General features: G+C 67.9%; 18 protein-coding genes. 6 read left to right on the forward strand and 12 right to left on the reverse strand.

Annotated features, from left to right (window positions below; translation table 11 throughout):
* Positions 1-199: 199 nt before the first annotated feature.
* Positions 200-2,965, reverse strand: coding sequence for a LysM peptidoglycan-binding domain-containing protein (locus ACNR9O_RS01370; protein ID WP_473683673.1), 2,766 nt, complete (start codon positions 2,963-2,965; stop codon positions 200-202).
* Between the two features lie 187 nt (positions 2,966-3,152).
* Positions 3,153-4,535, reverse strand: coding sequence for an L-serine ammonia-lyase (locus ACNR9O_RS01375; RefSeq protein ID WP_473683671.1), 1,383 nt, complete (start codon positions 4,533-4,535; stop codon positions 3,153-3,155).
* Positions 4,536-4,619: 84 nt separating this feature from the next.
* On the opposite strand from ACNR9O_RS01375, the gene ACNR9O_RS01380 reads away from it, so the two are divergent.
* Positions 4,620-4,859: a glutaredoxin family protein gene (locus ACNR9O_RS01380; protein WP_473683669.1), complete on the forward strand. Its 240-nt coding sequence runs from the start codon at positions 4,620-4,622 to the stop codon at positions 4,857-4,859.
* Here ACNR9O_RS01380 and ACNR9O_RS01385 read toward each other — a convergent pair.
* The 5 genes from ACNR9O_RS01385 to ACNR9O_RS01405 form a co-directional block, all read right to left on the reverse strand.
* On the reverse strand, positions 4,846-6,198 hold the full coding sequence (locus ACNR9O_RS01385) for a DUF697 domain-containing protein (protein WP_473683667.1): 1,353 nt from the start codon (positions 6,196-6,198) through the stop codon (positions 4,846-4,848). The genes ACNR9O_RS01380 and ACNR9O_RS01385 overlap by 14 nt on opposite strands.
* A gap of 4 nt (positions 6,199-6,202) precedes the next feature.
* A complete protein-coding gene (locus ACNR9O_RS01390) occupies positions 6,203-6,757 on the reverse strand; it encodes a YceI family protein (RefSeq protein ID WP_473683665.1) in 555 nt (184 codons plus the stop codon).
* A complete protein-coding gene (locus ACNR9O_RS01395) occupies positions 6,754-7,335 on the reverse strand; it encodes a cytochrome b (protein WP_473683663.1) in 582 nt (193 codons plus the stop codon). The genes ACNR9O_RS01390 and ACNR9O_RS01395 overlap by 4 nt, the downstream gene beginning before the upstream one ends.
* On the reverse strand, positions 7,332-7,973 hold the full coding sequence (locus ACNR9O_RS01400; RefSeq protein ID WP_473683661.1) for a YceI family protein: 642 nt from the start codon (positions 7,971-7,973) through the stop codon (positions 7,332-7,334). Before ACNR9O_RS01400 ends, ACNR9O_RS01395 begins: the two co-directional genes overlap by 4 nt.
* 151 nt (positions 7,974-8,124) lie before the next feature.
* A complete protein-coding gene (locus tag ACNR9O_RS01405; protein WP_473683659.1) occupies positions 8,125-9,588 on the reverse strand; it encodes a GTPase in 1,464 nt (487 codons plus the stop codon).
* 149 nt (positions 9,589-9,737) lie between these two features.
* On the opposite strand from ACNR9O_RS01405, the gene ACNR9O_RS01410 reads away from it, so the two are divergent.
* A complete protein-coding gene (locus ACNR9O_RS01410) occupies positions 9,738-13,292 on the forward strand; it encodes a hybrid sensor histidine kinase/response regulator (RefSeq protein WP_473683657.1) in 3,555 nt (1,184 codons plus the stop codon).
* A gap of 15 nt (positions 13,293-13,307) precedes the next feature.
* Here ACNR9O_RS01410 and ACNR9O_RS01415 read toward each other — a convergent pair whose 3' ends face one another.
* A complete protein-coding gene (locus ACNR9O_RS01415; RefSeq protein ID WP_473683655.1) occupies positions 13,308-13,730 on the reverse strand; it encodes a DNA polymerase III subunit chi in 423 nt (140 codons plus the stop codon).
* A gap of 79 nt (positions 13,731-13,809) precedes the next feature.
* Positions 13,810-15,300 carry a leucyl aminopeptidase gene (locus ACNR9O_RS01420; RefSeq protein WP_473683653.1) on the reverse strand — a complete coding sequence of 497 codons (1,491 nt, stop codon included), beginning with the start codon at positions 15,298-15,300 and terminating at the stop codon, positions 13,810-13,812.
* 100 nt (positions 15,301-15,400) lie between these two features.
* Here ACNR9O_RS01420 and lptF point away from each other — a divergent pair, with 100 nt between their 5' ends.
* Positions 15,401-16,510, forward strand: coding sequence for an LPS export ABC transporter permease LptF (gene lptF / locus ACNR9O_RS01425; protein WP_473683651.1), 1,110 nt, complete (start codon positions 15,401-15,403; stop codon positions 16,508-16,510).
* Positions 16,510-17,613, forward strand: coding sequence for an LPS export ABC transporter permease LptG (gene lptG, locus ACNR9O_RS01430; RefSeq protein ID WP_473683649.1), 1,104 nt, complete (start codon positions 16,510-16,512; stop codon positions 17,611-17,613). Before lptF ends, lptG begins: the two co-directional genes overlap by 1 nt.
* 456 nt (positions 17,614-18,069) lie before the next feature.
* On the opposite strand, the gene ACNR9O_RS01435 is transcribed toward lptG, so the two are convergent.
* From ACNR9O_RS01435 to ACNR9O_RS01445, 3 genes are all read right to left on the reverse strand, one after another.
* On the reverse strand, positions 18,070-19,824 hold the full coding sequence (locus ACNR9O_RS01435; protein WP_473683647.1) for a glucan ABC transporter ATP-binding protein/ permease: 1,755 nt from the start codon (positions 19,822-19,824) through the stop codon (positions 18,070-18,072).
* Positions 19,825-19,919: 95 nt separating this feature from the next.
* On the reverse strand, positions 19,920-20,207 hold the full coding sequence (locus tag ACNR9O_RS01440; RefSeq protein WP_473683645.1) for a DUF3011 domain-containing protein: 288 nt from the start codon (positions 20,205-20,207) through the stop codon (positions 19,920-19,922).
* Between the two features lie 17 nt (positions 20,208-20,224).
* Positions 20,225-21,046, reverse strand: a complete 822-nt coding sequence (locus tag ACNR9O_RS01445) for a MipA/OmpV family protein (protein WP_473683643.1) — start codon at positions 21,044-21,046, stop codon at positions 20,225-20,227.
* Positions 21,047-21,244: 198 nt separating this feature from the next.
* On the opposite strand from ACNR9O_RS01445, the gene ACNR9O_RS01450 reads away from it, so the two are divergent.
* On the forward strand, positions 21,245-21,952 hold the full coding sequence (locus ACNR9O_RS01450) for a response regulator (RefSeq protein WP_473683641.1): 708 nt from the start codon (positions 21,245-21,247) through the stop codon (positions 21,950-21,952).
* A 7-nt stretch (positions 21,953-21,959) separates the two neighbouring features.
* The gene (locus tag ACNR9O_RS01455; RefSeq protein ID WP_473683639.1) at positions 21,960-23,267 is read left to right on the forward strand and encodes an ATP-binding protein; all 1,308 of its coding nucleotides are present in this window, start codon (positions 21,960-21,962) and stop codon (positions 23,265-23,267) included.
* The last annotated feature ends 189 nt before the right edge of the window (positions 23,268-23,456 follow it).

Here is a 23,456-nt window from a genome sequence, read left to right on the forward strand (position 1 = left end):
TGACAGCCCCTCGCGCCGCTGTCAGCCTGCACAAGTCACGGCGGCGCCTCTGCTGGAGCACCGGCAATTGCATGTCGCGGCGCAACATTCGCCCGCGCGGCGCGGACTTCGCCATCCCTTCAGCGGCGTATGGAGCGCCTTGTGGCGATCGCCGCGGCCGGGTGCGTGCGCCTCGTGCGCAGGCCCCGGCCGCGCGCCGTCAATGGCTGTCCAGCCAGGCCGCGGCCTGGTTCAAGGCCTGCGCTCGCGCGGCGGTGTCCGGATCGCCGTCGGCCGAGCTCTGGATCTCCTTGGCGCTGGCGCGCAGATCATTGGCCAGGTCCGCCTTGCTCGGCGCACCGCTTTCCTGCGGGAAGAAATTCGGATGGCCGAGCACGTACATGACCTCGCTCACGCCGGTGCCCGGCCGCAGCCCCTGGTCGGATGCCATCAGCATGTCGTACAGGCCGTTGCCATCGAGTCCGGTGCGTTTCTGCAGGGTGAGCAGCGAATCGAGGGCCGGGCCGTAGCCGTGTTCGCTCTGCAGCAGCTGCGGATAGAGCGGTGCCAGGTGCTGCAGCTGGTCCGGCGTCATGCCGGTGGCGAGCAACTGCTTGACCTGATCTGGATCGCTGTTCGCCATCGCCTTGCGGGTGTCCTCGTCCAGACCCACGCCGCCGTCGCCGAGGTATTTCTCGACCTGCTCGTGCAGCTCCTTCGCCTCCCGGTTGCCGTCGATCAGGCCGCCGACGAACTGGAACGGCGCCGAGATCAGGAAGCCGATGCCGTTGACGAACGCGCCAGGCACTTCGCCCACACCGGTGGTTTCCAGCGCGCTGCCGATCACCGAGAACATGTCGCCCACCAGCGCGCCGGCATAGACCGGGTTGTTCTTGAGCTTGTCGAAATCGGTGGCGAACGCCGCCGTGCTGGCGATCACCGCCAGGCCGGGCACGAAGCGCGCGCTGAACTTGGCGAAGGCCTCGGCGCCCTCGGTATAGCGGCCGAACTTGCCCGCATCGGCCAGATACTGCACGGCGCCGCTGGCCAGTCCGGCCGCGTTGCCGCCAGCGGTGCTGTAGGCGCTGATCATCGAGGAGATGCTCTCGGCCTGCTGGCCGTTGTAGGCGCTGACCATCACCGAGGCCAGGGCAAGGCCCTTGCCGGCCGGGCCCATCTTGGCGAACTGCTCGCCGAGTGTCTTGGAATCGAAGGCTTTGTCTTCGTTTGCGCCGAGCCGCTCGTAGTTCTCCTTCAGCGATTCCCAGCCTTCCTTGCCTTTGAACAGCGGCTCGACCATTTCCATCAGCTTGTCGGTCGCGGTCTTGCTGTCGCCCTTGGCTTCCACCAGCAACTGGCCTTGGGCCGAGGCGATGGCCTTGGGCAGGAAGTCGCTCTGATAGTCGGAGAAGCTGCCGAAGGCCTTGGACGCGGCGCTGTCGGACTGGATGGCATCGGCGAACGCGACGGCGGTTTCGCCCTGGCCGGATTGCGCCAGGTCCTTCATGCACTGATACAGCTGGCTGGCCGAATCCGGACTGCGCCCGGCGGCAGCCACCAGATCGTTCTTGTTGGCGTTCATGTACGCCGCGAGGTTCTTCGCGGCATCCGCGTCGGCCTGGTACACCTTCGCGTTGTCCGGATCCTTGGTATAGGCCTGGATGAAGGCCTTCTTCTGCTCGTCGCTGAGCGGCCCCGCGTTGGCGAGCAGCTCGGACAGGCGTTCGTCCTTCTTTTCCGCCGCGCCATGCGCGTCTTCATAGGCCTTCAGCGGGTTGTCCTTGCCGTAGGCCAGGTAGTCATGCAGGCCCTGGGTCGCCATGTTGGTGACGCCATCGGCCTGTTCGCCCTTGCCGTCCTGGCGCAGCGCATCGGCCAAGGCCAGTGCGAGTTTCGGGCTGGCGCCATCGGAGACGGCCAGCTTGGTGGACTGGGTCGTGAAGCCGTCCCAGCGTTCGGCCTGGTGCACGTAGGCGCCAGCGATCTGGTTGGCGAGGTCTTGCGCCTGCGGGGCATCGCCCAGGGCACTGACCACGTGCTGCATGGTGCCGTACGCGCCCTGGCCGCCGGAGACCATTTCGCACTGCGCGATCTTCTGGATGGTGGGCATGCTCTGCTGCACCACGGCCGCGGCCAGCGGCGGGGGCAGGCCCTTCACCGTGTCGAGCAGGCGCTGCGCGGCGTCGGGCGCCTGCGTTTCGGCGTTGGCATAGTCGCTGACGCCGTTGTACGGCTGGCCGACCTGGTTGGCCGCATCCTTGATCCAGCCCTGCACGCGCGGATCGGCGAGTACTGCATCGACCACCTCCTGCGGCTGGCCGTCGAGCGTGATGCCCTTGAGCTTGTCCGCCGGACTCCAGTCGCCGTAGTAATCGGGAATCAGTGCATTGGCCTTGGCCTGCACCTGATCGGCGTGGATGCTGTCGTTGAGCGTCGCGGTGAGCGTCGGATCGCCCTGATGGCGCGCGAGGATCGCGTCGCCGGCGCTGGCGATCAGCTGATCGGTCGGCGCGCGGAATTCCGCCGGCACGCCCTGGTTGCGCGCGGCCACCTGGCCGTTGACCTCGTCCTTGATCGCCTGGTCCATGGCGGTCTTGGCGGCGGCGACCTTGGTCGACTCGTCGCCATAGATCTCCGAGCGCAGGCCCATGTTGTGCGGCGCGTTGTGCATCGCGTCGTCGCGCTCTTTCACCGCGGCCTGATAGGCGGCGATCGCCGCATCGGTCTTTTGCGCGGGCGTCTGCGGCGCCGGTGCGGACTGCGCGGTGGCGGGCGCCACCGCGTGGGCCGGCAGCGTCAGCACCTGGCCGGGCGACAGCGTGCTGTCCACGCTGATGTGATTGGTGCGCGCGAGCTCTTCGGGCGTCACGCTGTATTGCTGCGCCACCTGCGTCACCGTTTCCTTGCCGGTGGCGCTGTAGGTCTGCGGAGGCGGAGCCGGCGGCGGGGTGTAGCCGAGGGGTGAGCGCGAGTCGACGTAAGTCATGGCGGATCGTCCATGCCGTGGGGATATCGCCCGGCATTTAGAACCGCTGTCATCGCCCGGCAATACGGGCTTTCCCTAGGCTCAGGTTCTTGCGTCGCGGCATGTGGCGGACATACCGCTTTTGAAGCGCGCCGACGGCGCCCGCCGCGAAATCCTGCGGCTGACGCGGCGGCGGATCACCGCCCGCTCAGCATTCGATGACGTTGACCGCCAGGCCGCCGCGCGAGGTTTCTTTGTACTTGTCTTTCATGTCGCGGCCGGTGTCGCGCATGGTGGCGATCACCTTGTCCAGCGACACGCGATGCTTGCCGTCGCTCTTGAGCGCCATGCGGCTGGCGTTGATCGCCTTGACCGAGCCCATCGCGTTGCGCTCGATGCAAGGGATCTGCACCAGGCCGCCGATCGGATCGCAGGTCAGGCCGAGGTTGTGCTCCATGCCGATCTCGGCGGCGTTCTCCACCTGCAGCACGTTGCCGCCCAGCGCGGCGGTGAGGCCGCCGGCGGCCATCGAGCAAGCCACGCCCACTTCGCCCTGGCAGCCGACCTCGGCGCCGGAGATCGACGCGTTCTCCTTGTAGAGAATGCCGATCGCCGCGGCAGTGAGCAGGAACTCGATCACGCCGTCGTCGTTCGATTTGGGGCAGAAGCGGTGGTAGTAGTGCAGCACCGCCGGCACGATGCCGGCCGCGCCGTTGGTCGGCGCGGTGACCACGCGGCCGCCGGCGGCGTTCTCTTCGTTCACCGCCAGCGCGTAGAGATTCACCCAATCGAGAATGGTCAGCGGATCCTTCAGCGCCGCTTCGGGCTGGTTGCGCAGCTCGGTCGCCATCGCCGGCGCGCGTCGCGTCACCTTGAGGCCGCCGGGCAGGGTGCCGGGCGAGCGCAGACCGCGATTGACGCAATCTTGCATGGCCTTCCAGATGGTGAGCAGGCCGGCGCGCGTTTCTTCTTCGCTGCGCCAGACTTTTTCGTTGGCCATCATCAGCTGCGCGATGGTCATGCCGTGCTGCTGGCACAGCGCGAGCATCTCGTCGCCGGTGGAGAACGGATAAGGCAGCGCGGTGGTGTCGGCCACGATGCGGTCTTCGGCCGCTTCGTCCTGGTTGACCACGAAGCCGCCGCCGACCGAGTAGTAGTCGCGCGTGCCCAGCTCGTTGCCGTCCGCGTCGTAGGCGGTGAAGCGCATGCCGTTGGTGTGGAACGGCAGCTTCTGGCGCTTGTTGAAGACCAGATCGCGCTTCTCGTCGAATTCGATCTCGTGCTTGCCCAGCACGCGCAGCCGCTTGGTGTGGCGGATGCGCTCGAGCATCTCGCAGATGCGGTCCGGATCGATCGTGTCCGGATGCTCGCCTTCGAAGCCCAGCAGCACCGCCTTGTCGGTGCCATGGCCGCGGCCGGTCATGGCCAGCGAGCCGTACAGTTCCGCGCGCAGGCGCGTGACGCGGTCCAGCACGCCTTTTTCCTCCAGCCAGCGTTCCGCGAAGCGGGCGGCGGCACGCATCGGACCGACCGTGTGCGAGGAGGACGGACCGATGCCGATCTTGAAGAGGTCGAATACGCTGACGGCCATGATGCGCTGCAGGGATGGGGAAAGAACCCGCTATTCTACGCGCGCCCTTTCTTCCCCGCAGTCCGTACGCAACCGTCTGTTGGCATGGCCGACCTGATCCTTTACCAGCGCGATTACTGCCACCTGTGCGACCAGGCCCTCGCGGTGATGGCCGAGGCGCGCGCGCCGGACTTCGACAGCCTGTGGGTGGATGACGATACGGCGCTGGAAGCGCGCTACGGCACGCGGGTGCCGGTGCTGCGCGATACCCGCGACGGGCGCGAACTGGACTGGCCGTTCGACGCCGCGGCGGTGCGCGCCTTCCTGGCCGTCAGCGCGACTTGAGTCGCCGCAGGATCTCTTCGCGCGCCTCGCGCAGGATCGACTCGCGGTCCAGGCTGGCCACGATGTCGGCGACGACGCGCTTGGCACCCAGTTCGCCCCAGGACTTGCCGGCCATCAGGTAACGCTCGGCCGCGCGGCCGATCAGCACCGTGGCATACCAGGCCAGCGCGCCCTGCGCTGCCGCGGTGACCACGACGGAAAGGCCGGCGCTGATGCCCTTGAGCGCCGACGCGACCAGCTGCATGCCCCACACCGCGCCCATCAGCGCGATCAGCTGGGCCGAGATCACCGTCACCAGCCGGCCGGATTCGGCACGGGTCAGCGGCAGGCCGTAGACGCGCGACAGCTGCAGCACCATGGCCGCATCCATGCCGGCCGCGGCGAGCAGATCGGCCACCGGGATCGGATTGAGCGCCACCGCCACGCCCTTGGCCAGGCAGTAGTTGCGGATCAGCCGGTCGGCCAGGCGCCGGCGGCTTTCGACGATGCGCGCGTTGACCTGGTCGGTGAGCCGGCTGGCATACAGCCCGGCATTGAGCGCGGACAGCGTCTTGCCCTCGCGCCGCGCGATGGCGAGCAGGCGTTCGCGCAGTGCGGCCACATCGGGCGGCACCGGCTGCTCGCGCATGCGTTCGTCGTGCTCTACCACGCGCCTGGGCGCCGGCCGCGCGGCCACCGCCACCACGTCTTCCTCGCGCACCAGCCCGCGTGTGCGTTCGCGCAGCTGCGTCAGCAGCGCATCGCGTTCGAGGTCGGCGTAGCGATCGGCCTTGTTGAGCGCGAGCAGCACCGGACGCTGGGTGGCGGCCAGCGTCTTCAGCGCATCGAGTTCGTCGCGGGTGAGATCGCCGTCGGCGACGAACACCACCAGATCGCTGACTTCGGCCACCTCGAAGGCGAGGCGCTCGCGCGCCTCGCCGTCCAGTTCATTGATGCCGGGCGTATCGATCAGCACCAGCCCGTCCTGATTGGCTTCGTCCAGCGCGGCCTGTTCGGCCTGCGTGGTCGTGCCGTGCAGGACGCCGACGGTAAACGCCTCGCGCCCGAGCAGGGCATTGCCCAGCGCCGACTTGCCGGCGGACACGCGGCCGAACACCGCCACATGCAGTTCGCCGCGCTGCAGCCGGTCGAGCATGTGCTCGACGCGGCCGAAGTCGGCGGCCAGCTCTTCGCGGATCGCCGGCGGGATGCCGGGATCGTCCAGCAGGCGGCGCAGGCTGTCGGCCATGCGCGCCTGGGCCGGCGCAGCCTCGGCCGGCCGGGTTGCCGTGTCGGCGTGCGCGGCGCCTGGCTTCTTCAGCCAGCCGCGCAGGCGCGCCCACAGCGGGGTCTCGCTCATGCGCTCACTTCGCGGCGAGCACGAGGTGCGCGTTCACCTTCACGTCGCCGCCGATCACCGAGGTGTCCGCGTAGTCGCCGCTACCCACGCCGAAGTCCAGGCGCTTGATGGTGCCGGCGACGTCCAGTGTGGCGCCCGCGCCGGCCGGCTTGAAGGTGACGTTGAGGCTCACCGGCTTGGTCACGCCGCGCAGGGTGAGGTTGCCGTCGGCGATCACCTGCGTACCGTTCTGGCGGAAGCCGGTGGTGACGAAGTGCGCCTTGGGGAATTTGGCGACGTTGAAGAAATCGGCGCCGGGCAGCGCGCCGTCGCGATCCTTGTCGCCGGTCTTCACGCTGGCCAGGTCCACTTCCACGTCGAACTTCGAGGTGGCGAGCTTGGCGGCGTCATAGCTGATCGCGGCCGTCCATTTGCCGAACGTGCCGTCGAAAGACGCGCCCTGGAAGCTGCCAGTGAAACCGAGCTTGCTGCCGGCAGGCTGCACCGTGTAGTCGGCGGCGCCGGCGAGGCCGGGCAGGGCCAGGGCGAGCAGCAGCGGGGCGAAAGCGTAGCGTTTCATCGACGGTCTCCTTGAGCAGGGGTATCGCCGCGCAGGCGGCGGAAGGGAAGCATGCGCAGCAGGGTGTTGTCGCGGTCGGCGAAGTGGTGCTTCAGCGCGCCGCCGACGTGTGCCACCAGCAGCAGCACCAGGAACCAGAACAGATACTCGTGCACCTCGCCGGCGAACCCGCGCAGATCGGGATTGGCGTCGGCCAGTGCCGGCAGATTGAACATCTTGAAGAACTGCAGCGGTTTGCCCGCGATCGAGTTGAACCACCAGCCGGTCAGCGGCAGGGCCAGGATCAGCAGGTACAGCAGGCCATGCACCACGTGCGCGGCCACTTGCTGCCAGCGCGGTGCGGCGTCTTCGCGCGGACGCCCGTCGCGCCAGCGCCACAGCACGCGCAGTACGAACAGCGCCAACACCGTCAGGCCGATCGACTTGTGCAGCGCCAGCCAGTTGATCTTCTGCATCGGGTTGGAGGCCAGGTCCATGGACAGGCCGAAAATGCCGTTGCCGATGATCAGCAGGGCCACGGTCCAGTGGAAGAACTTGGCGACCGCGCCCCAGCGGCGGTCGTTACTGAGCAGGCTCATGGTTTCTCCTTGTCGGCCTTGGTGTTGTCGGGGGTCGCGTCGGCGGGACCGGCGCCGTCGTCGAGAATGGCTTCCAGCTCCAGCCATACCGTGACGGTGCGGCCGATGGAATTGGGCGTGGCGGTAATGCCGTAGTCGTTGCGGTCCAGCGTGGTACGGGCGGAGAACCCGGCCACCGTATGCAGGCCGTAGATGGTCTTGCCCACGCGGTTGACGGTGAACGGCAGCTCTACGTCGCGCGTCACGCCACGCAAGGTCAGCTTGCCGTGCAGCACGCCGCTGTGGTCGTCCTTGCGCTCTACCGAGGTGGAAACGAAATGCGCATAGCGCGCACCGCTGCTGTCGAGGTACGACCCGCCCAGCACCGCCTTGTTCCACTCGGCATCGCCCATGTCCAGTGAAGCCAGGTCGATGTCCGCCTTGGTGGCCGACGTCGACCAGTCGTCCGGGTCGAAGCGCAGCCAGCCCTTGGCGACGTGCAGGCGGCCGAACGGTCGCGAGAAGCCGTTGTGGTCGATGCTGAAAAGGATCTGGCTGTGGGTGGTGTCGTAGCGGTAGGTCGCCGGCGCGGCCACGGCCGTGCCGGCAAAGGCGGCAGCGAGAAAGAACGTGAGGGCGATGGTGCGTGCGAAGGGCATGGCGGGAAAGTCTGGACGAAGGTGAAAGGGTGCGCCAGCGGCCGGCGTGGAACGGATTGTTTCCCTGGCCGTCATGCGCGCGACGATGGCAAGGAGTGAGTGCACCGCACCGATGCGATGGTTCTACCGCATCACTAAGTACCATTCCTACCTAAGATTGAGCTTTGTCCTTCCAGGCCTCCATCGTCAGCGCCGCCAGGTCCTTCATGCGCGCGCCGCTGCCATCGGCGAGCAAGGCCCTGAGCTTGCCGGCGGCATCCACCTGGTCCAGCGACTGGCGCTCGGCCAGCGAGGCGGCCAGGGCGTGGCCCAGGCTGTCGAAGATCAGCGCATAGGCGAAGGCATGCAGCACGCCGCCGCCCAGCGTGCCCAGGCCGGGGAAGGCCTTCAGCGCGTTGCCGGCGATGGCCAGCACCAGCGAGCTGCCGGTGCGCAGGGTCAGCCGCGCCTGGCGTACGAAGTCGTCGATCTGCACGTCGCTGACGCGCACGCCGTAGAGCTGCGCCAGTTCCCGGGTGAGTGCGGTGGCGAGCGCGCCCTGGATGACCAGATCGCTGCCCGGCGCGATCGCCGCCAGCGCACCGACGACCGCGCGACGCGCGTAACGACGCACGATACGTTCGGCCTCAGCGGCGCGCGTGCGCGTTTCGAGCGTGCCGACCCGTTCGTGCAATCCAGCCAGCACGGCGTTCTCGCGTTGCGCCTCCAGGCCGTCCGCGCCTGGCGCGGTGAGGCGCGTCAGGGCCTTGAGCAGCGGTTCGATCGCCGGCTTGCGCTGGCGCTCGACCTGCTCCACGCCGCCATCGGGCAGCTGGCGCGCAAAGCGTTCGCTGCCGCCCGCGCTCACCGCCACCACCTCCGCCGCGGCATCGCCGCACTGGCGACGCAGGCGCTCCAGCAGTTGCGTGCGCTCGGCGTCGCTCCATTGGTCGGCTTTGTTGAGCACCACCAGCAGCGGTTTGCCGAACGTCGCCAGCCAGCGCACTTCGTCGGCCTGCGTGCGAGTGAGATCGCCCGCGCAGACATAGACCACCACGTGCGCGCGCAGCGCCTCCTCGCGCGCCATCGCTTCGCGCGCATCGCCGCCGGCCTCGCGGCTGCCTGGTACATCGGCGAGCACCAGCGTGCGGCCATCGGGCAGCTGGCCGTCCACATGCAGCACCTGGCGCGTGGTGCCGCCGCGCGCGTCGCTGGCCGCGGCCGCGTGCGGCGAAAGCGCGCGGATCAAAGTGGATTTGCCGGTAGAGATCTCGCCGAACAGGGCGGCGTACACGCGCGCCGATGCGCGGCGGCGGTCCAGTTCGCCCAGTTCGGCGGTCAGGGCGTCGGTATCGGCGCCGCGCGTCTGCAACTGATCGATGCGTTGTTCCAGGCTGCCGCGGTCGGGCGCGGCCACCGGGCGGCGCCGACGGCGTGGGCCGAACAGCCACCACAGCACCGCCAGGCCGGCCAGCGCGAACACGCTCAGGCCAGCACCCAGCGTCCATTGCAGCCAGGTCGGCAATTGCAGGAAGCGCTGCGCCAGCGCGAGCGCGCGCTCGGCGGCGGCGAACAGCAGCCAGGCCAGGGCGGCGAAGGCGAGGGCGGCCAACAACAGGCGGAAGCGTCTGGGCATGGCGGAATGTTAGAGGCGGCTGGAGGCGGTATTTCGGCGGCTCATGAGAGGCTTCGGAACGAAAGTTCTGTGTGAAGACGATCTTCACACTTCTGCGCTCGTACTGACTTGGGCTATTTGGCATGATCCCCGGTCTCGGGGGGAGATTCATGTTTTCTTCACTGCTGCTGAGCGTTGCGCTGCTCGCGTCATCGGCTTCTGCCGATGCCGTCGCCCAGCCGCAGGCGAAAGCCGCGGGCGTGATGCCCACCCCTCAGTTCCGCCGCTATGGCACCGCCAACGGTCTGCCCAGCAGCAGCGTCTATGCCGTGGTGCAGGCGCCCGATGGCGCGATGTGGTTCGGCACCAAGGGCGGCATCGCGCGCTACGACGGCGTGTCCTCCTTCAAGGTCTACCGCCACGTAGCGGACGATCCGCGCTCGCTGCACGACAACGGCATCGCCACGCTGCTGTTCGATCGTCATGGGCAGCTGTGGGCAGCGGGATTGGAGGCCGGGCTCAATCGCTTCGAACCGGCCACGCAGACTTTCGAACACTGGTCGCACGACCCGGCCAATCCCGACAGCATCAGCAGCGACAAGGTCTGGGCCGCGGTAGAAGGCCCCGACGGCGCGCTGTGGATCGGCACCCAGCACGGTCTCGATCGCATGCGTCCGGACGGCAGCGGCTTCGATCACATCGTCGCGCCGCCACCGAGCAACGATCCGGCCGGGTTCGGCGCGGTCGGCGCGCTGTATTTCGATCCGAAAGGCCGCCTGTGGATCGGCACCGACGATTCCGTCTACGTGCGCGAGACGGACGGGCGCATCCGCAAGGTGCCGCGCGATAGCCCTGGTGGAACGATGTCCCCTTGGAGCATCGACGGCGAAGGCGACGAGGTACGCATCGCCGACGCGCACGGCTTGCTGGTGGTCGGCGAAGACGGCATCGCGCACAAGTTCTGCGATGACATCGCCGACTTCAATGTCCTCAGCAGCGTGCGCGATCGGGCCGGCCGCCTCTGGATCGGCACGCAGCGCGGCCTGTATCTGCAGATGAAACCCGGTGCGCCGGTGAAGGCGGTGCTCAACCAGCCGCTGCTCTACGGCAACCTGCCGGGCACCTGGGTGTGGCGCATCCTGCAGGACCGCGAGGGTGGTCTGTGGATCACGCTGTTCGATGGCGGCGTCGGTTATCTGGCGCCAGGCTGGAACAGCATCAGCCGCTTCACCTACATCCCCGAAGACAAGGACAGCCTGCGCGACCCGGTCGCCACCACCATGGCACGTGGTCGCAGCGATGGCCGCGTCTGGGTGGGGCAGCGCGGCGGGCGCGTGGACAAGCTCGATCCGACGACCGGCAAGGCCGAACACGTCATCACCGGCATGCGCGGCGATGTGATCGGCATGACTGAGGACGACCAGGGACGGTTATGGATCGCCACCCAGGGCAGCCTTTATCGCTACGCCGCCGGCAAGCTCGATCGCGTTACGCCGGACGGCAACGGCATGGTGCACCCTCTGGAGGTGGAGCTGGGGCCAGACCGCAAGCTCTATGCGCGCAGCTTCGCCGAGGGCCTGTTCCAGGTGGATCAGGACACGCTGAAGGTGACGCCGGTGAGTTTCCTGCCCACCGAAGAGAAGGCGCGCTGGGGTGCGCAGCTCACTCTGGTCGGCGACATGTTCCTGTATGCCAGCGATGCCGGCCTGTGGCGGCTGGATGCCACGCGCGACCACTTCGAGCCGGTACCCGGCGTGCGCAACGACCGCAAGGTCGACACCTTCATGTTCTCCGCCGACGGCAAGGTCGCCTGGATGGCGCGCCCGGATGGCCTGGAGCGTTATCGCCGCGAGGGCGACCGCCTGGTGCTCGAGCGCAAGGTGGATGCGCGCCATGGCTGGCCGTCGGTCAATGTGACGGATCTGGCGATCGACAAGCGCGGGCGCGTGTGGATGCTCGGCCGCGACGGCATGTGGCGTTTCGATCCGGACAAGGGCACCTTCCGCCAGTTCGGCCTCAAGGACGGTCTGAGCAACAGTGAGTTCATGCGCGGCTACGCGATCATGCCGGACGGCTACATCTACGCGGCCACCATGGGCGGCGTGATGGCCTTCAATCCCGACCAGGACGAACCGGAATCGCCGGCGCCGCAGGTCGCCATCACCGGCGTAAGCGTGCGCGGACGCAACGGGCTGCAGGCCGTGACGCTGGGGCAGGGGCCGCTGGAGCTGGACTGGCATGTGCGCGGCCTCAACATCGAGGCGCGTGTGTTTTCGTACATCGATCCGGCGGCCAATCGCTACCGCTTCCACCTCGACGGCCTGGACACCGAGTGGGTGGATACGGATACGCGCGGCGAACGCGAGTTCGCCAGCCTGCCACCGGGCGACTACACGCTCAGCGTGATGGGCGCGGGCGCCGACGGCGTGTGGGGGCGCGTGGCGACGCCGCTGCACATCCACGTACAGGCGCCGCCGTGGCAGCGCTGGTGGGCCTGGGGGTTGTACGCGCTGGTCGTCATCGCGTTCGTGTGGATCGGCTTGCAGGCGTGGCGCCGCCGTCTCGCGCATCGGCACCAGATGCAGCTGGCCGAGCAGCGCCGCATGCTTGCCGAGCAGGCCAGCGCGGCCAAGACACAGTTCCTCGCCACACTGAGCCACGAGATCCGCACGCCGATGACCGGCGTGATGGGCATGACCGAACTGCTGCTCAACAGCGAACTGGGCGCGCAGCAGCACGAATACGCCGAAGCGATCCAGCGTTCCGGGCGGATGCTGCTGAAGCTGCTCAACGATGCGCTCGATCTGGCGCGCATCGAGGCGGGCAAGTTCACGCTGGATCTGGCGCCGTTCGATCCTCGCGCGCTGCTGCGCGACATCGCCGCGCTGGAACTGGGGCAGGCGCGCGCGAAAGGATTGGCCTTCCATCTGGATATCGCCGACGACCTGCCGGCGCGCGTGCTGGGGGATGCGCTGCGCGTGCAGCAGATCCTGCTCAACCTGGCCAACAATGCGCTGAAGTTCACCGAGCACGGCAGCGTCACCTTGCGCGCCACGCGCGAGGGCAGCGAGCTGCGCTTCAGCGTGATCGACACCGGCCCCGGCATTTCGGAGGCGAGCCAGACCCGTCTGTTCCAGCGCTATCAGCAGCTGGACGGCCCGCAGCGGCGCGCCGGCAGCGGCCTGGGCCTGGCGATCTGCCGGGAGCTGGTGGGGCTGATGGGCGGCCACATCGAACTGGAATCGAAAGTCGCGCACGGCAGCAGCTTCCACGTGCACCTGCCGCTGGAAGTGGTGCAGGACGACATCGCCGCGCCGGCGCCGGCGCGTGCACCGGATGCCGAAGGGCTGCGCATCCTGCTGGTGGAAGACGACACCATCGTTGCCGCGGTGGTGCGGGGGCTGCTGGAACGGCAAGGCCATCACGTGCACTACGTGGGCAACGGCCTCGCCGCGATGACCGAACTGACCCAGGGCGGCTGGGATGCCATGTTGCTGGATCTGGACCTGCCGGGCGTGGACGGTTTCCAGATCGCCCGCCTGATCCGCCAGCGCGAAGATGCCAGCGCGCACCTGCCGATCATCGCCATCACGGCACGTTCCGGCGGCGACGAAGAGGAGCGGGCCAAGGCGGCCGGCATGGATGGCTTCCTGCGCAAGCCGCTGACCGGCGAAGAACTGGCCGAGGCACTGGCGGGTCTCGCCGCGATCGAGCACGCGGCGTAAGCGCGAAACGAGCGCTTACATGTCGTGCTTGGCGACGTCGATGCCCAGGCGCTTGTATTCGCCCCAGCGCGTGCGCGAGCCATCGCGCTCGGCCGGATCGGCGGCCACCACTTCCAGCACGCGTTCGAAGCTTCCGGCGGGGCAGGTCTCGCGCAGATTGATCAGCATCGGGCGGTCCGGCGTTTCCACGCCCGGCGGCACGATGAGCACGGCGGTGCTCGCATCGTCGTCGTCGCCGGCGATCTGATGCGGGATCCACGCGTCCTCGTCGAAATCCCACAACAGCTGATCGATCGCCTCGGCCTGCTCGAAATCGCGCGCGAGGATCAGTGTCGGCTGCTGCGCCGCATACGCGCGCTTGGCCAGCTCGCACACCAGCAGCAGAGGCTGTTCGCGGAAGCGTGGCTTGTCGATCAGATAGAAGTCGGCGCGGGGCATGGCTCGGAGGCAGGGAACGGGGAAAGGGAAACAGGGACCGACAAGGAGCGGCGACGAGGCGCCCCTTGCCGTCTCGTTCTTACTCCGCGACGCGGTCGATCAGCCATTGCGCGAGCAGCGGCACCGGGCGGCCGGTGGCCATGCCTTTGCGGCCTTCGTCCCAGGCGGTGCCGGCGATGTCCAGATGGGCCCAGCGCTGGCCGTCGGTGAAGCGCGCAAGGAAGCAGCCGGCGGTGATCGCGCCGGCGTTCTTGCCGCCGATGTTGGCGACGTCGGCGAAGCCGGAATCCAGCTGCACCTGGTAGTCATCCCACAGCGGCAGGCGCCAGGCGCGGTCGAGCGAAGCCTCGCCGGCGGCGAGCAGCTCGGCGGCCAGGTCATCGTGCTTGCTCATCAGGCCGCTGGCATGCTTGCCCAGCGCGACCACGCAGGCGCCGGTCAGCGTGGCTGCATCGATCAGCACCTTGGGCTGGAAGGTCTGCGCCGTGTACGTCAGCGCGTCGCACAGGATCAGGCGACCTTCCGCATCGGTGTTGAGCACTTCGATGGTGAGGCCGGAGAGACTGGTGAGCACGTCACTGGGACGATAGGCGTCGCCGTCGGGCATGTTCTCCACCGCCGGCACCACGCAGGCGAGATTCACCGGCAGGCCCATCTTCACCGCGGCGACGAAGGCGCCGAGCACGCCGGCCGCGCCGCCCATGTCGTACTTCATTTCCTCCATGCCTGCGCCGGGCTTGAGGCTGATGCCGCCGGTGTCGAAGGTGATGCCCTTGCCGACGAAGGCGTAGGGCTTGTCGCCCTCGGTGCCGCCCTTGTACTCCAGCACCACTAGCTTGGGCTTGTTGGCCGAGCCGCGGCCCACCGCCAGCAGCGAGCCGAAGCCGAGCTTTTCCATCTCCTCGTGGTCGAGCACGCGGCATTCGACCTTGTCGTTCGCCTCCGCGAAGGCCTGGGCCTGGCTGGCGATATAGGCGGGGTTGCAGATGTTCGGCGGCAGGTTGGCCAGCTCACGGGCGAAGCGCACGCCCTCGGCGATGGCCGCGGCCTGTGCCAGGCCGACCTTGCCGTCGTCGCCGCCGGCGAAGGCCAGCGTGCTCAGTTCGGGCTGAGCGCTCTTCTCGCGCGGCTTGAAGGTGGCGGTATAGCGGTAGGCGGCATGGTCGGCGGCCAGCGCGGCGGTGCGCACGCGCCAGGCGGCATCGCGGCCGGGCACATCGATCTCGGTCAGGCAGGACACGGCTGCATCGATCGGCAGCCGGCCCAGGGCGCGCGCGGCTTCCACGCACACTTTCTGGAAGCGCGCGCCGTCGAAGGATTTCTGGCCGCCCAGCCCCACCACCAGCACGCGCCGGGCGGTGACGCCCTCCGGCCCGAACAGCACGTTGACGCTGCCGGCCTTGCCGCTGATGTCGCCGCTCTCCACCTGGCGCTTGATCGCGCCGTTGGCCGCCGTGTCCACGCGGGCGGCAGCACTGGTGAAGACGCCGTTCTCGTAGACGCCGACCACCACGCAGGGGGTGTCGACGGATTCGGGAGCGACGGGGCCGAGACTGAACTGGAGCGTCATCGATAAGATCCTGCGGAGGTCCTGCCCGAGGGGCGGACAGGCTAGACTTGGGGTTTGCCGGCCCCTTGGGGGCGAGGCACGGAGCCTTTCACTTTACCTCATGCTGAGCATCCTCGACCGATACTTCCTGCGCGAGCTGGCCCAGACTGTCGCCGCCGTAGCGGTGGTGCTGCTGGTGATCATGGCCGGCTCGGCCTTTGCGCGCGTGCTGCAGCAGGTGGCCAACGGCAGCTTCCCGGCGAGTGTGATGTTCCAGGTGCTGGGCCTGAACATGCTCGACGGCCTCGCCAACCTGCTGCCGCTGGCCGGCTTCCTCGGCGTGTTCTGGGCGCTGGGCCGCATGTACCGCGAAAGCGAGATGCACGTGCTCGCGTCCTCCGGCATGGGCCCGATGGGCTTGCTGCGTCCGGTGGGCATCCTGGCCGTGGCGCTGGCCGTACTGGTGGGCATCGTGTCGATGTGGCTGGGCCCGTGGGCGGCGCGCACGTCCGACGCGCTGGTCGCCGACGCCAATCGTTCGGTGATCGCCGCCGGTCTCGATGCCGGCCGTTTCACCCCCTTGCCGGGCAAGGGCGGCATCATCTTCGTCGACAGCCTCAGCCGTGACGGCAGCGTGCTTGGCCACACCCTGATGGTCACCGAGCGCCCCGGCAAGGAAGGCGGCCTGCCGGTGATCAAGCTGGTTACCGGCAACAGCGGGCAGCTCTACCAGGACACCAGCGGCGATGGCCGTTACCTGTCGCTGCGCGACGGCTGGCAGTACGAGGTTCCGCTGGGCGGGGACAACTGGCGCAAGATGCAGTACGCGCGCAACGACGCGGCGCTGTCCAACGTGCAGAACGACGACAGCGACGAGGATCCGGCGCACACGCTGGACACCTTCGCGCTGGCACACGCCACCACCGCCGACGCGCGCGCCGAGTTCGCCTGGCGCATCACCGTGCCGCTGATGGCGATCGTGCTGATGATGATGTCGCTGCCGATGTCGCGACAGAGCCCGCGCGAACCGCGTTACGGACGCATGCTGCTAGCGGTGGCGGCGTTCTTTCTCTACTTCAATCTGCTGGCGTTGTGCCGCGGCCAGATCATCAAGGGCCATTGGCACAACGCCGGTCCGATGTGGCTGGTCAGCCTGCTGATCCTGGCCGGCGCCGCGTGGATGTTCCGCAACCAGTACGTGGCGCGTGCCCCGCGTCGGGGTAAAGCCTGATGGCCATCTCGCTCCGGCTCAAGCGTGTCGATTGGCTGATCGGCACCACGGTGCTCGGCTCGATGCTGACCGTGTGGCTGCTGCTCACCGGTCTGGACGCGGTACTGCAGTTCCTGCGCCAGCTCGGCTCGGTGGGCAAGAACGGCTACACGCTCACCAACGCGGTGGTGTACATCCTCGTCACCTTCCCGCGCCGCATGTACGAGATGTTCGGCCACTCGGCGCTGATCGGCGGCCTGCTCGGTCTTGGCGGCCTGGCCGCCAGCGGCGAGCTGACCGCGCTGCGCGCCGCGGGCATGTCCAAGCTGCGCATCGGCGCATCGGCGGTCGGCGTGGTGGCGGCGCTGATCGTCGGCGTGGTGATCCTCGGCGAGACGGCCGCGCCGTGGGGCGACCGCCAGGCGCAGGCGATGCAGCTGCGCATGAAGACCAACAACCTCGGCATGAGCGGCAACACGGGCCTGTGGGCGCGCGATGGCGATCGCGTGATCAATGCCAAGGCGGCGCTGGCCAAGCAGACCGGCGTGCGCAGCACGGTGCAGCTGGCCGACGTGCGCGTATTTACCCTCACCAAGGATGGCCAGCTCAGTCGTTTCGATTGGGCCAAGACGGCCGAGCACGACGGGCGCCACTGGGTCATGAGCGGCGTGCGCAGCACGACGCTCGACGATACCGGCACGCACAGCAAGGTCAGCGATACCGAGCAGTGGGATTCGAGTCTGAATCCGCAGGTGCTGGAGCAGTCGGTGATCCAGCCGCAGTATCTGCCGATGCGCGATCTGCAGCGCAATATTCATTACCTGGAAGCGAATAACCAGAATCCCGGTGTGTACGCGGTGGCGTTCTGGACGCGCGCGCTGTATCCGCTGAACGTGCTGGTGCTGGTGTTGTGCGCGATGCCGTTCGCGTTTGGCACGTTGCGTTCGGGTGGTCTGGGCAAGCGCATGTTCATCGGTATTCTGCTGGCGATCGGCTGGTATTTCCTGCAGAAGGCGATGGTGAATTTCGGCACGGTGTATGGGGTGCCGCCGATGATGGCGAATCTGTTGCCGGCGGTGATTCTGGCGCTGGCGGCTTGGTTGTATTTCCGCAAGCACGGATGAGGTTCTGCGGCACACGTGTCTCGCCCTCTGGGCGAGGGTTTCGGACTGCTGCCGCAGCCCGAGTTACTTTTCTCTGCTTGCCCAGAGAAAAGTAACCAACCCCCCGAGGGGGCCTCGAAGAGAGGGCACCCCGGCACGTCGCCCTGCGGTGGCTGCGCCACCTCCGGGTGCGTGAGGGCAGGCCGGGCTTTTCGACATGACATCCATGTCATGTCGAAAAGGAGCCGACGTCCTGTCGGCTCCCCCTTCGGGGCCTGATCGTCCAGCCCTCACCGACGCACAGGGGGCCCTGGTAGATCAAGAGCCAAGTCAAAAGCGGCCGCGTCGCGGCCACGCCGTGTGCTCGTAGCAGGTTGTCGCGACATGACCGCACTTCTCCCTCTCCCCACCGGGGAGAGGGCGGGGTGAGGGGCGGGTGCTCGCGGGAACGTGGCTACTGAAGCCGAGCGAGAAACCTCACTCCTGCCCAGCCTCCACCGCATCCGGCGCGAATTTCCCTTCCTCCGCCAGTCGCGCGAACAACCCGCCGCGCCGAACCAGCTCGTCGAACCTTCCCTGTTCCACCAGCCGCCCCTGATCCAGCACCAGGATCAGATCTGCATTGCGCACGGTGGAAAGCCGATGCGCGATCACGAACGTGGTGCGTCCGCGCGTAAGCGCATCGAGTGCCCGCTGGATGCGCGCCTCGGTGGCGTTGTCCAGCGCACTGGTGGCTTCGTCCAGCACCAGGATCGGCGCGTTCTTCAGCATCGCGCGGGCGATCGCCAGGCGCTGGCGTTCGCCGCCGGATAGCGAGCGGCCGCGTTCGGCGACCATGGTTTCGTAGCCTTCCGGCTTGCGCGCGATGAAAGCGGCCGCTTCGGCCGCGACCACCGCGGCTTCGATCTCGGCCTGCTCCGCATCGGGCTTGCCCACGCGCAGGTTGTCGAGGATCGAGCGATAGAACATGCCGGGGTCCTGGAACACCACGCCCACGTTCCAGCGCAGCGATTCCAGCGTGACCGCCCGAATGTCGTGCCCGTCGATGGTGATGCGCCCGGCGCTGGGATCATAGGCGCGATAGAGCAGGCTTAGCGCCGTGGTCTTGCCCGCGCCGGTCGGGCCGACCAGGGCGATCGTGCTGCCGGGCTCGGCGCGGAAATTCAGATCGTGCAGGGCCGGCTGCACCGGGTCGTAACCGAAGCTCACATGCTCGAAGGCCACCTCGCCGCGCACCGCGGGCAGATCCTTCGCACCGGGTGCATCGACGATCGCCGTCCGCTCGTCCAGGACGGCGAAGAAATCGCGCAGCGACTGGCTCTGGAAGAACAGGCCGGAAATGAAGTTCGCCAGCTGCTCCAGCCGCCCGATCAGCATCATCGAGAATCCCACGAAGCTGACGATGCCGCCCACCGTCACCTCACCGCGTGCATGCAGTGCGCTGCCCAGCGCGAAGATCGCCACGATGGTCAGCGTGCTGGCCGCGCGATTGAGTACCGAAAGGATCGCCCAGCCGCGCAGCACCGGATATTGCGCATCCAGCACGCGCCGCATCATGTCGCGCAGCGCGGCGGACTCGGCGGCCAGGCGGGTGAAGCTCTGCACCACGGTGACGTTGCCGAACACGTCGCCTGCGCGCGTGGCGATCTCGTGGTGCAGCTCCTCCACCTCGCCCTGCGCGTGCTGCGTGCGGCGCACCGCCACCGCGTTGAAGGTCGCGAAGCTGAGCATCAGCGCGACCATCAGGAGGCCCAGCTTCCAGTTCATCCACAGCGCCAGCGGCACCATCACAAGGATCGCCAGCAAGGTGGCCAGCTGTTCCCGGAAGAAGCCCAGCCACAATCCGAACAGGTTGCCCACGCCGTTGTTCATGATGCGCGCGAGCCGGCCGGTGTGATGTTCGCTGTGGAAGCCGAGCGAAAGCGCCGAGGCATGCTCGAAGAACAGCGCGATCGCCGCCAGCCGCCGGCGATGCGCGAGGCGGTCCGCATGCAGCGACACCCACACCCCGGCCAGCACGCCGCCGAAGCCCACCGCCGCCCACCATCCGATCAACCGCGGCGCCGCGGCGGAGGACGGCGCTGCCAGCGCGTCCACCACGCGGCCGAACAGCACCGGCTCCAGGAAGAACACGCCGGCCAGCGCGAGGTTGGCCAGCCCCAGCGTGATGGCGAGGTTGCGCTCGGGGGCGAGCAGGCCAAGCACGCGCATGTACAGGCGTAAGAACGACAAGGCGACGGCTTCCCGTAAGGCGCGGTATCGCGTAGCGCTTAGCATCGCACGGCGTGTCACGCGCCCGGAATCCAGCCGCGCCGGCAGGGCCGGAGCTAGCGTGTGATCACTTCGAACTCCGCCCGGCAGCCCCGGTCGACCCAGACACCATCGCGGTTCCAGCCCCAGCTTTCACGGTAGTCGCAGTCGGCCTCGGACAGCCGCCGCCACAGACGAACACGCAACACGCGTCCGTCCGCCGCGCAATGCCGCATGCCGTAGGCTTCGCTGCTGCAGGTGAGAATGTCACGCCGCCCCTCGTGCATAGGCGGATGCTCGGCGCAGCCGGCGAGCAGGGCGAGGGCGGCCAGCAGACCGCTACGCCAGGTGTTTGCAGATGTCATCGACGCTCTCCCTCGACTCAGAAGCGGTAGGCCAGGGACAGGGCTGCCACGTAGTTGGTGCGCTCCTGAACGATGGGGCTGCGGCCGGCATTGCGCATATAGCGGGTGGCGGCGAGCGATGCGCGGGTGAACCAGTGCGCGTCGAACTGATGGGTCCAGGTTGCGCTGGCCGAGGCCGCGTACAGGCCGCTGCCAGGTTTGAATGCCGCGAAGCGGCTGCGCGCGGCCTGTGCGGCGCTGATGCCGAAGTAGGTCTGGTTGTATTGGCGATTGCCCGCATCCAGCGCGCCGCTCAGATCGATGCTGTCGCGCCCGCCGCGCCATGCGACCACGCTGCCGACCAGGTGCGCGCTCATGCCGTACTCGGCATGGCCCAGTGGCTTGCTGGCCAGTACGACAAGATCGGCGCGGTCACCGAAGCGGTAGCCCAGCCCGACGTTCGCCAGCGCGGTGGCCTTGATCTCGCCCATGCCGCGTAGATAGTCGGCACCGGGTCGCGCCACATCGTCCTTGTCCTTGCGTCCGGGGTCCATGCCCAAAGCCGCGGTGGCGTAGAAGCTCTCGGAGAATTTCAGCCGGTAACCGAAGCCTTGCCTGGTATCGGCGAAGATGCCGTTCTGGAACAGTACCGAGGCCTCGATCAGCGGCATGGGACGATAGTCCTTGCTGCCTGCATAGCGCGGCGCATACGCGGCGCCGCCGCCGACATAGGCTGATTCGGAGGCAAAGCGCGAAGCCGGCTCAATGTCGGCTTGTTTCGTCTCGGCGTGCGTGGCGCAGCTCAGCGCGGCGAGGAACGCGGGAAGGGTGGCCAGAGCAATGGAACGGTTCTTCTTCATGGGGCACTCCGAGTGGGGAGCGGCGATCCTAAGAAGCGCAGGCGGTCCAAGGCTGTGGAAGATGTGCGCGAGATTGTGCATTTGTGTAACCGGCGTTCCGCCGCTGCACAAATATGCACAAATCACCTGGCGCCATTGCGTTGTCGGGGGGGCGGCGCCGGTGCTACGTTGCGCCGTTCTTTTTTGCCCGGCCCCGCCATGCACAAGCTTTTGCTCATCGAGGACGACAGACGCCTGGCGCTGCTGATCCAGGAGTTTCTCTCCGGCTACGAATTCGATGTGCACGTCACGGGGCGCGGCGATACCGCCGTGGCCAGCTTTCGCCAGATCGATCCGGACGTGGTCGTGCTGGATCTGATGCTGCCGGGTATGGATGGCGTGGAGGTATGCCGCCTGCTGCGCCAGTTCACCGATCGGCCGATCCTGATGCTCACCGCGCGTGCCGACACCATCGACCAGGTAGCGGGCCTGGAGATCGGCGCGGACGATTATGTGCTCAAGCCGGTCGAGCCGCGCCTTCTGCTGGCGCGGCTGCGCGCGATCATGCGCCGCGGTGCCGAGCGTCCATCGCCGAAGGAAGAGACTAGGTTTTCGAGACTCGTCTTCGGCCATCTGTCGATCGACGAGCTAGCGCGCGATGTGCGCTGGAAGGAGCTCCCGGTCGATCTGAAAACCAGCGAGTACAACCTGCTTCTGGCCTTCGCTCATGCCCCCGGCCAGGTGCTGAGCCGCGACGACCTGATGAAGCGCCTGCGCGGCATCGAATTCGACGGCCTGGACCGTAGCATCGACGCGGGCGTGTCTCGCCTGCGGCGCCGTTTCGACGACCTGGCGCAGGAGCCGCAGAAGTTCAAGACCGTGTGGGGTCGCGGCTACCTGTTCAACCCGTATGCGTGGGAGGACTGAGGCTGCCATGTTGCGCAGTTTCTACAAGTTGTACCTGCTGGTGGTGCTGGCGGTGCTGGTGTGCGCGCTGGCGGTCGTGCCGGGCATGCAGCGGCTGTTCGTGTTCGGCGACAGCGGGACGGACGCAGACAACGTCCGCACCTCGCTGTACCTGGCGCGCGAGCAGTTGCTGGCCTTGCCGCAGGACCGGCGCGAGAACGGCCTGCTGGCGCGACGTGCACCACTGCCGCTGATCGATTTCAAGCTGGTGCCGCGCGGGACCTGGGCGCCGGACGCCGAAGAAGCGCTGGTGCTGGATCGCGGCCTGGTAGTGACGCGCGCTTCGGGCGAAGTGGCGGCCGCGCTGCCGCCCAGCCGGATGCTGCTCATCGGCAAGCCGGCGCCGTCGGAGCTGGTGGTGACCCTGTTTCAGGCGATCGCCTGGCTGATGATCGCCGGCGTTCTGTTCGGCGGCCTGTTCCTGTGGCTGCGGCCGCACTGGCTCGACCTGGAGCGGCTGCGCGCCGCCGCGGATCGTTTCGGCCAGGGCCAGCTGCAGGTGCGCGCAGGTCTGTCTGAGCGTTCCAGCATTGCGCCGCTGGCGCGTCGCTTCGACAGCATGGCCGCGCGCATCCAGATACTGGTGTCTACCCAGAACGACATGATCCATGCGATCTCGCACGAGCTGCGCACGCCGATCGCGCGCTTCGGTTTCGGGTTGGCGCTGCTGCGCGGCGCGCGCACCGACGAAGAGCGACAGCGCCATTCCGACGCGCTGGCACGCGACGTGGCGGAGCTGGACCAGCTCGTGGCCGAACTGCTCTCCTACGGTGCGCTCGAACAGCCTGGCCGCACACCTGAGCGCAGCCTGGTGCACCTGGGCGAGTTGATCGACAGTGTGGTCGGCGGGCTGGCGCTGGAAATGGAATTGCTGGACGCGCAGTGCGCGGTGAGGCTGGACCTTCCTTCGCCGCAAGTGATCTGCGACCCGCGCCTTACCGCGCGCGCACTGATCAATCTGGTGAAGAACGCCATGCGCTATGGGCACGGGCACATCGTCATTGCGGCCGACCTTGTAGGCGCCGCGTTGCGGATCCGCGTAGACGACAACGGCCTCGGCATCGCGCCGGACGATCGCAAGGCGATCTTCGAACCCTTTCATCGCCTGGACCGCAGTCGCGATCGCGATACCGGCGGCGTCGGCCTTGGGCTGGCGATCGCCCTGCGTGCCGTCCGCGCGCAGGGTGGCGAACTGCAGGCTGGCGACTCGCCGCTGGGTGGAGCGCGGTTCGAGCTGCGATTGCCGTCGGCTATGAGTGGTAGCTCGCTGGCCTGATCGACAGTCTCCATGCGAGGGGCTTTTCTTCCGGACGGGGAAGGCAGTGGCGCCCTTCATCCCCCCTCCCGAAGGGGACGGCGCCTGTATTCCGCCGTGTGACCGGCGCATCACTGCGCCGTCACAAAGCCGTTCTAATCTGCGCCGCTTTCGCCGCCCGTTTTTGGGGCGGCCTTCTGGGGTGGCGGG

Source organism: Dyella sp. CR10 (assembly GCF_055814425.1).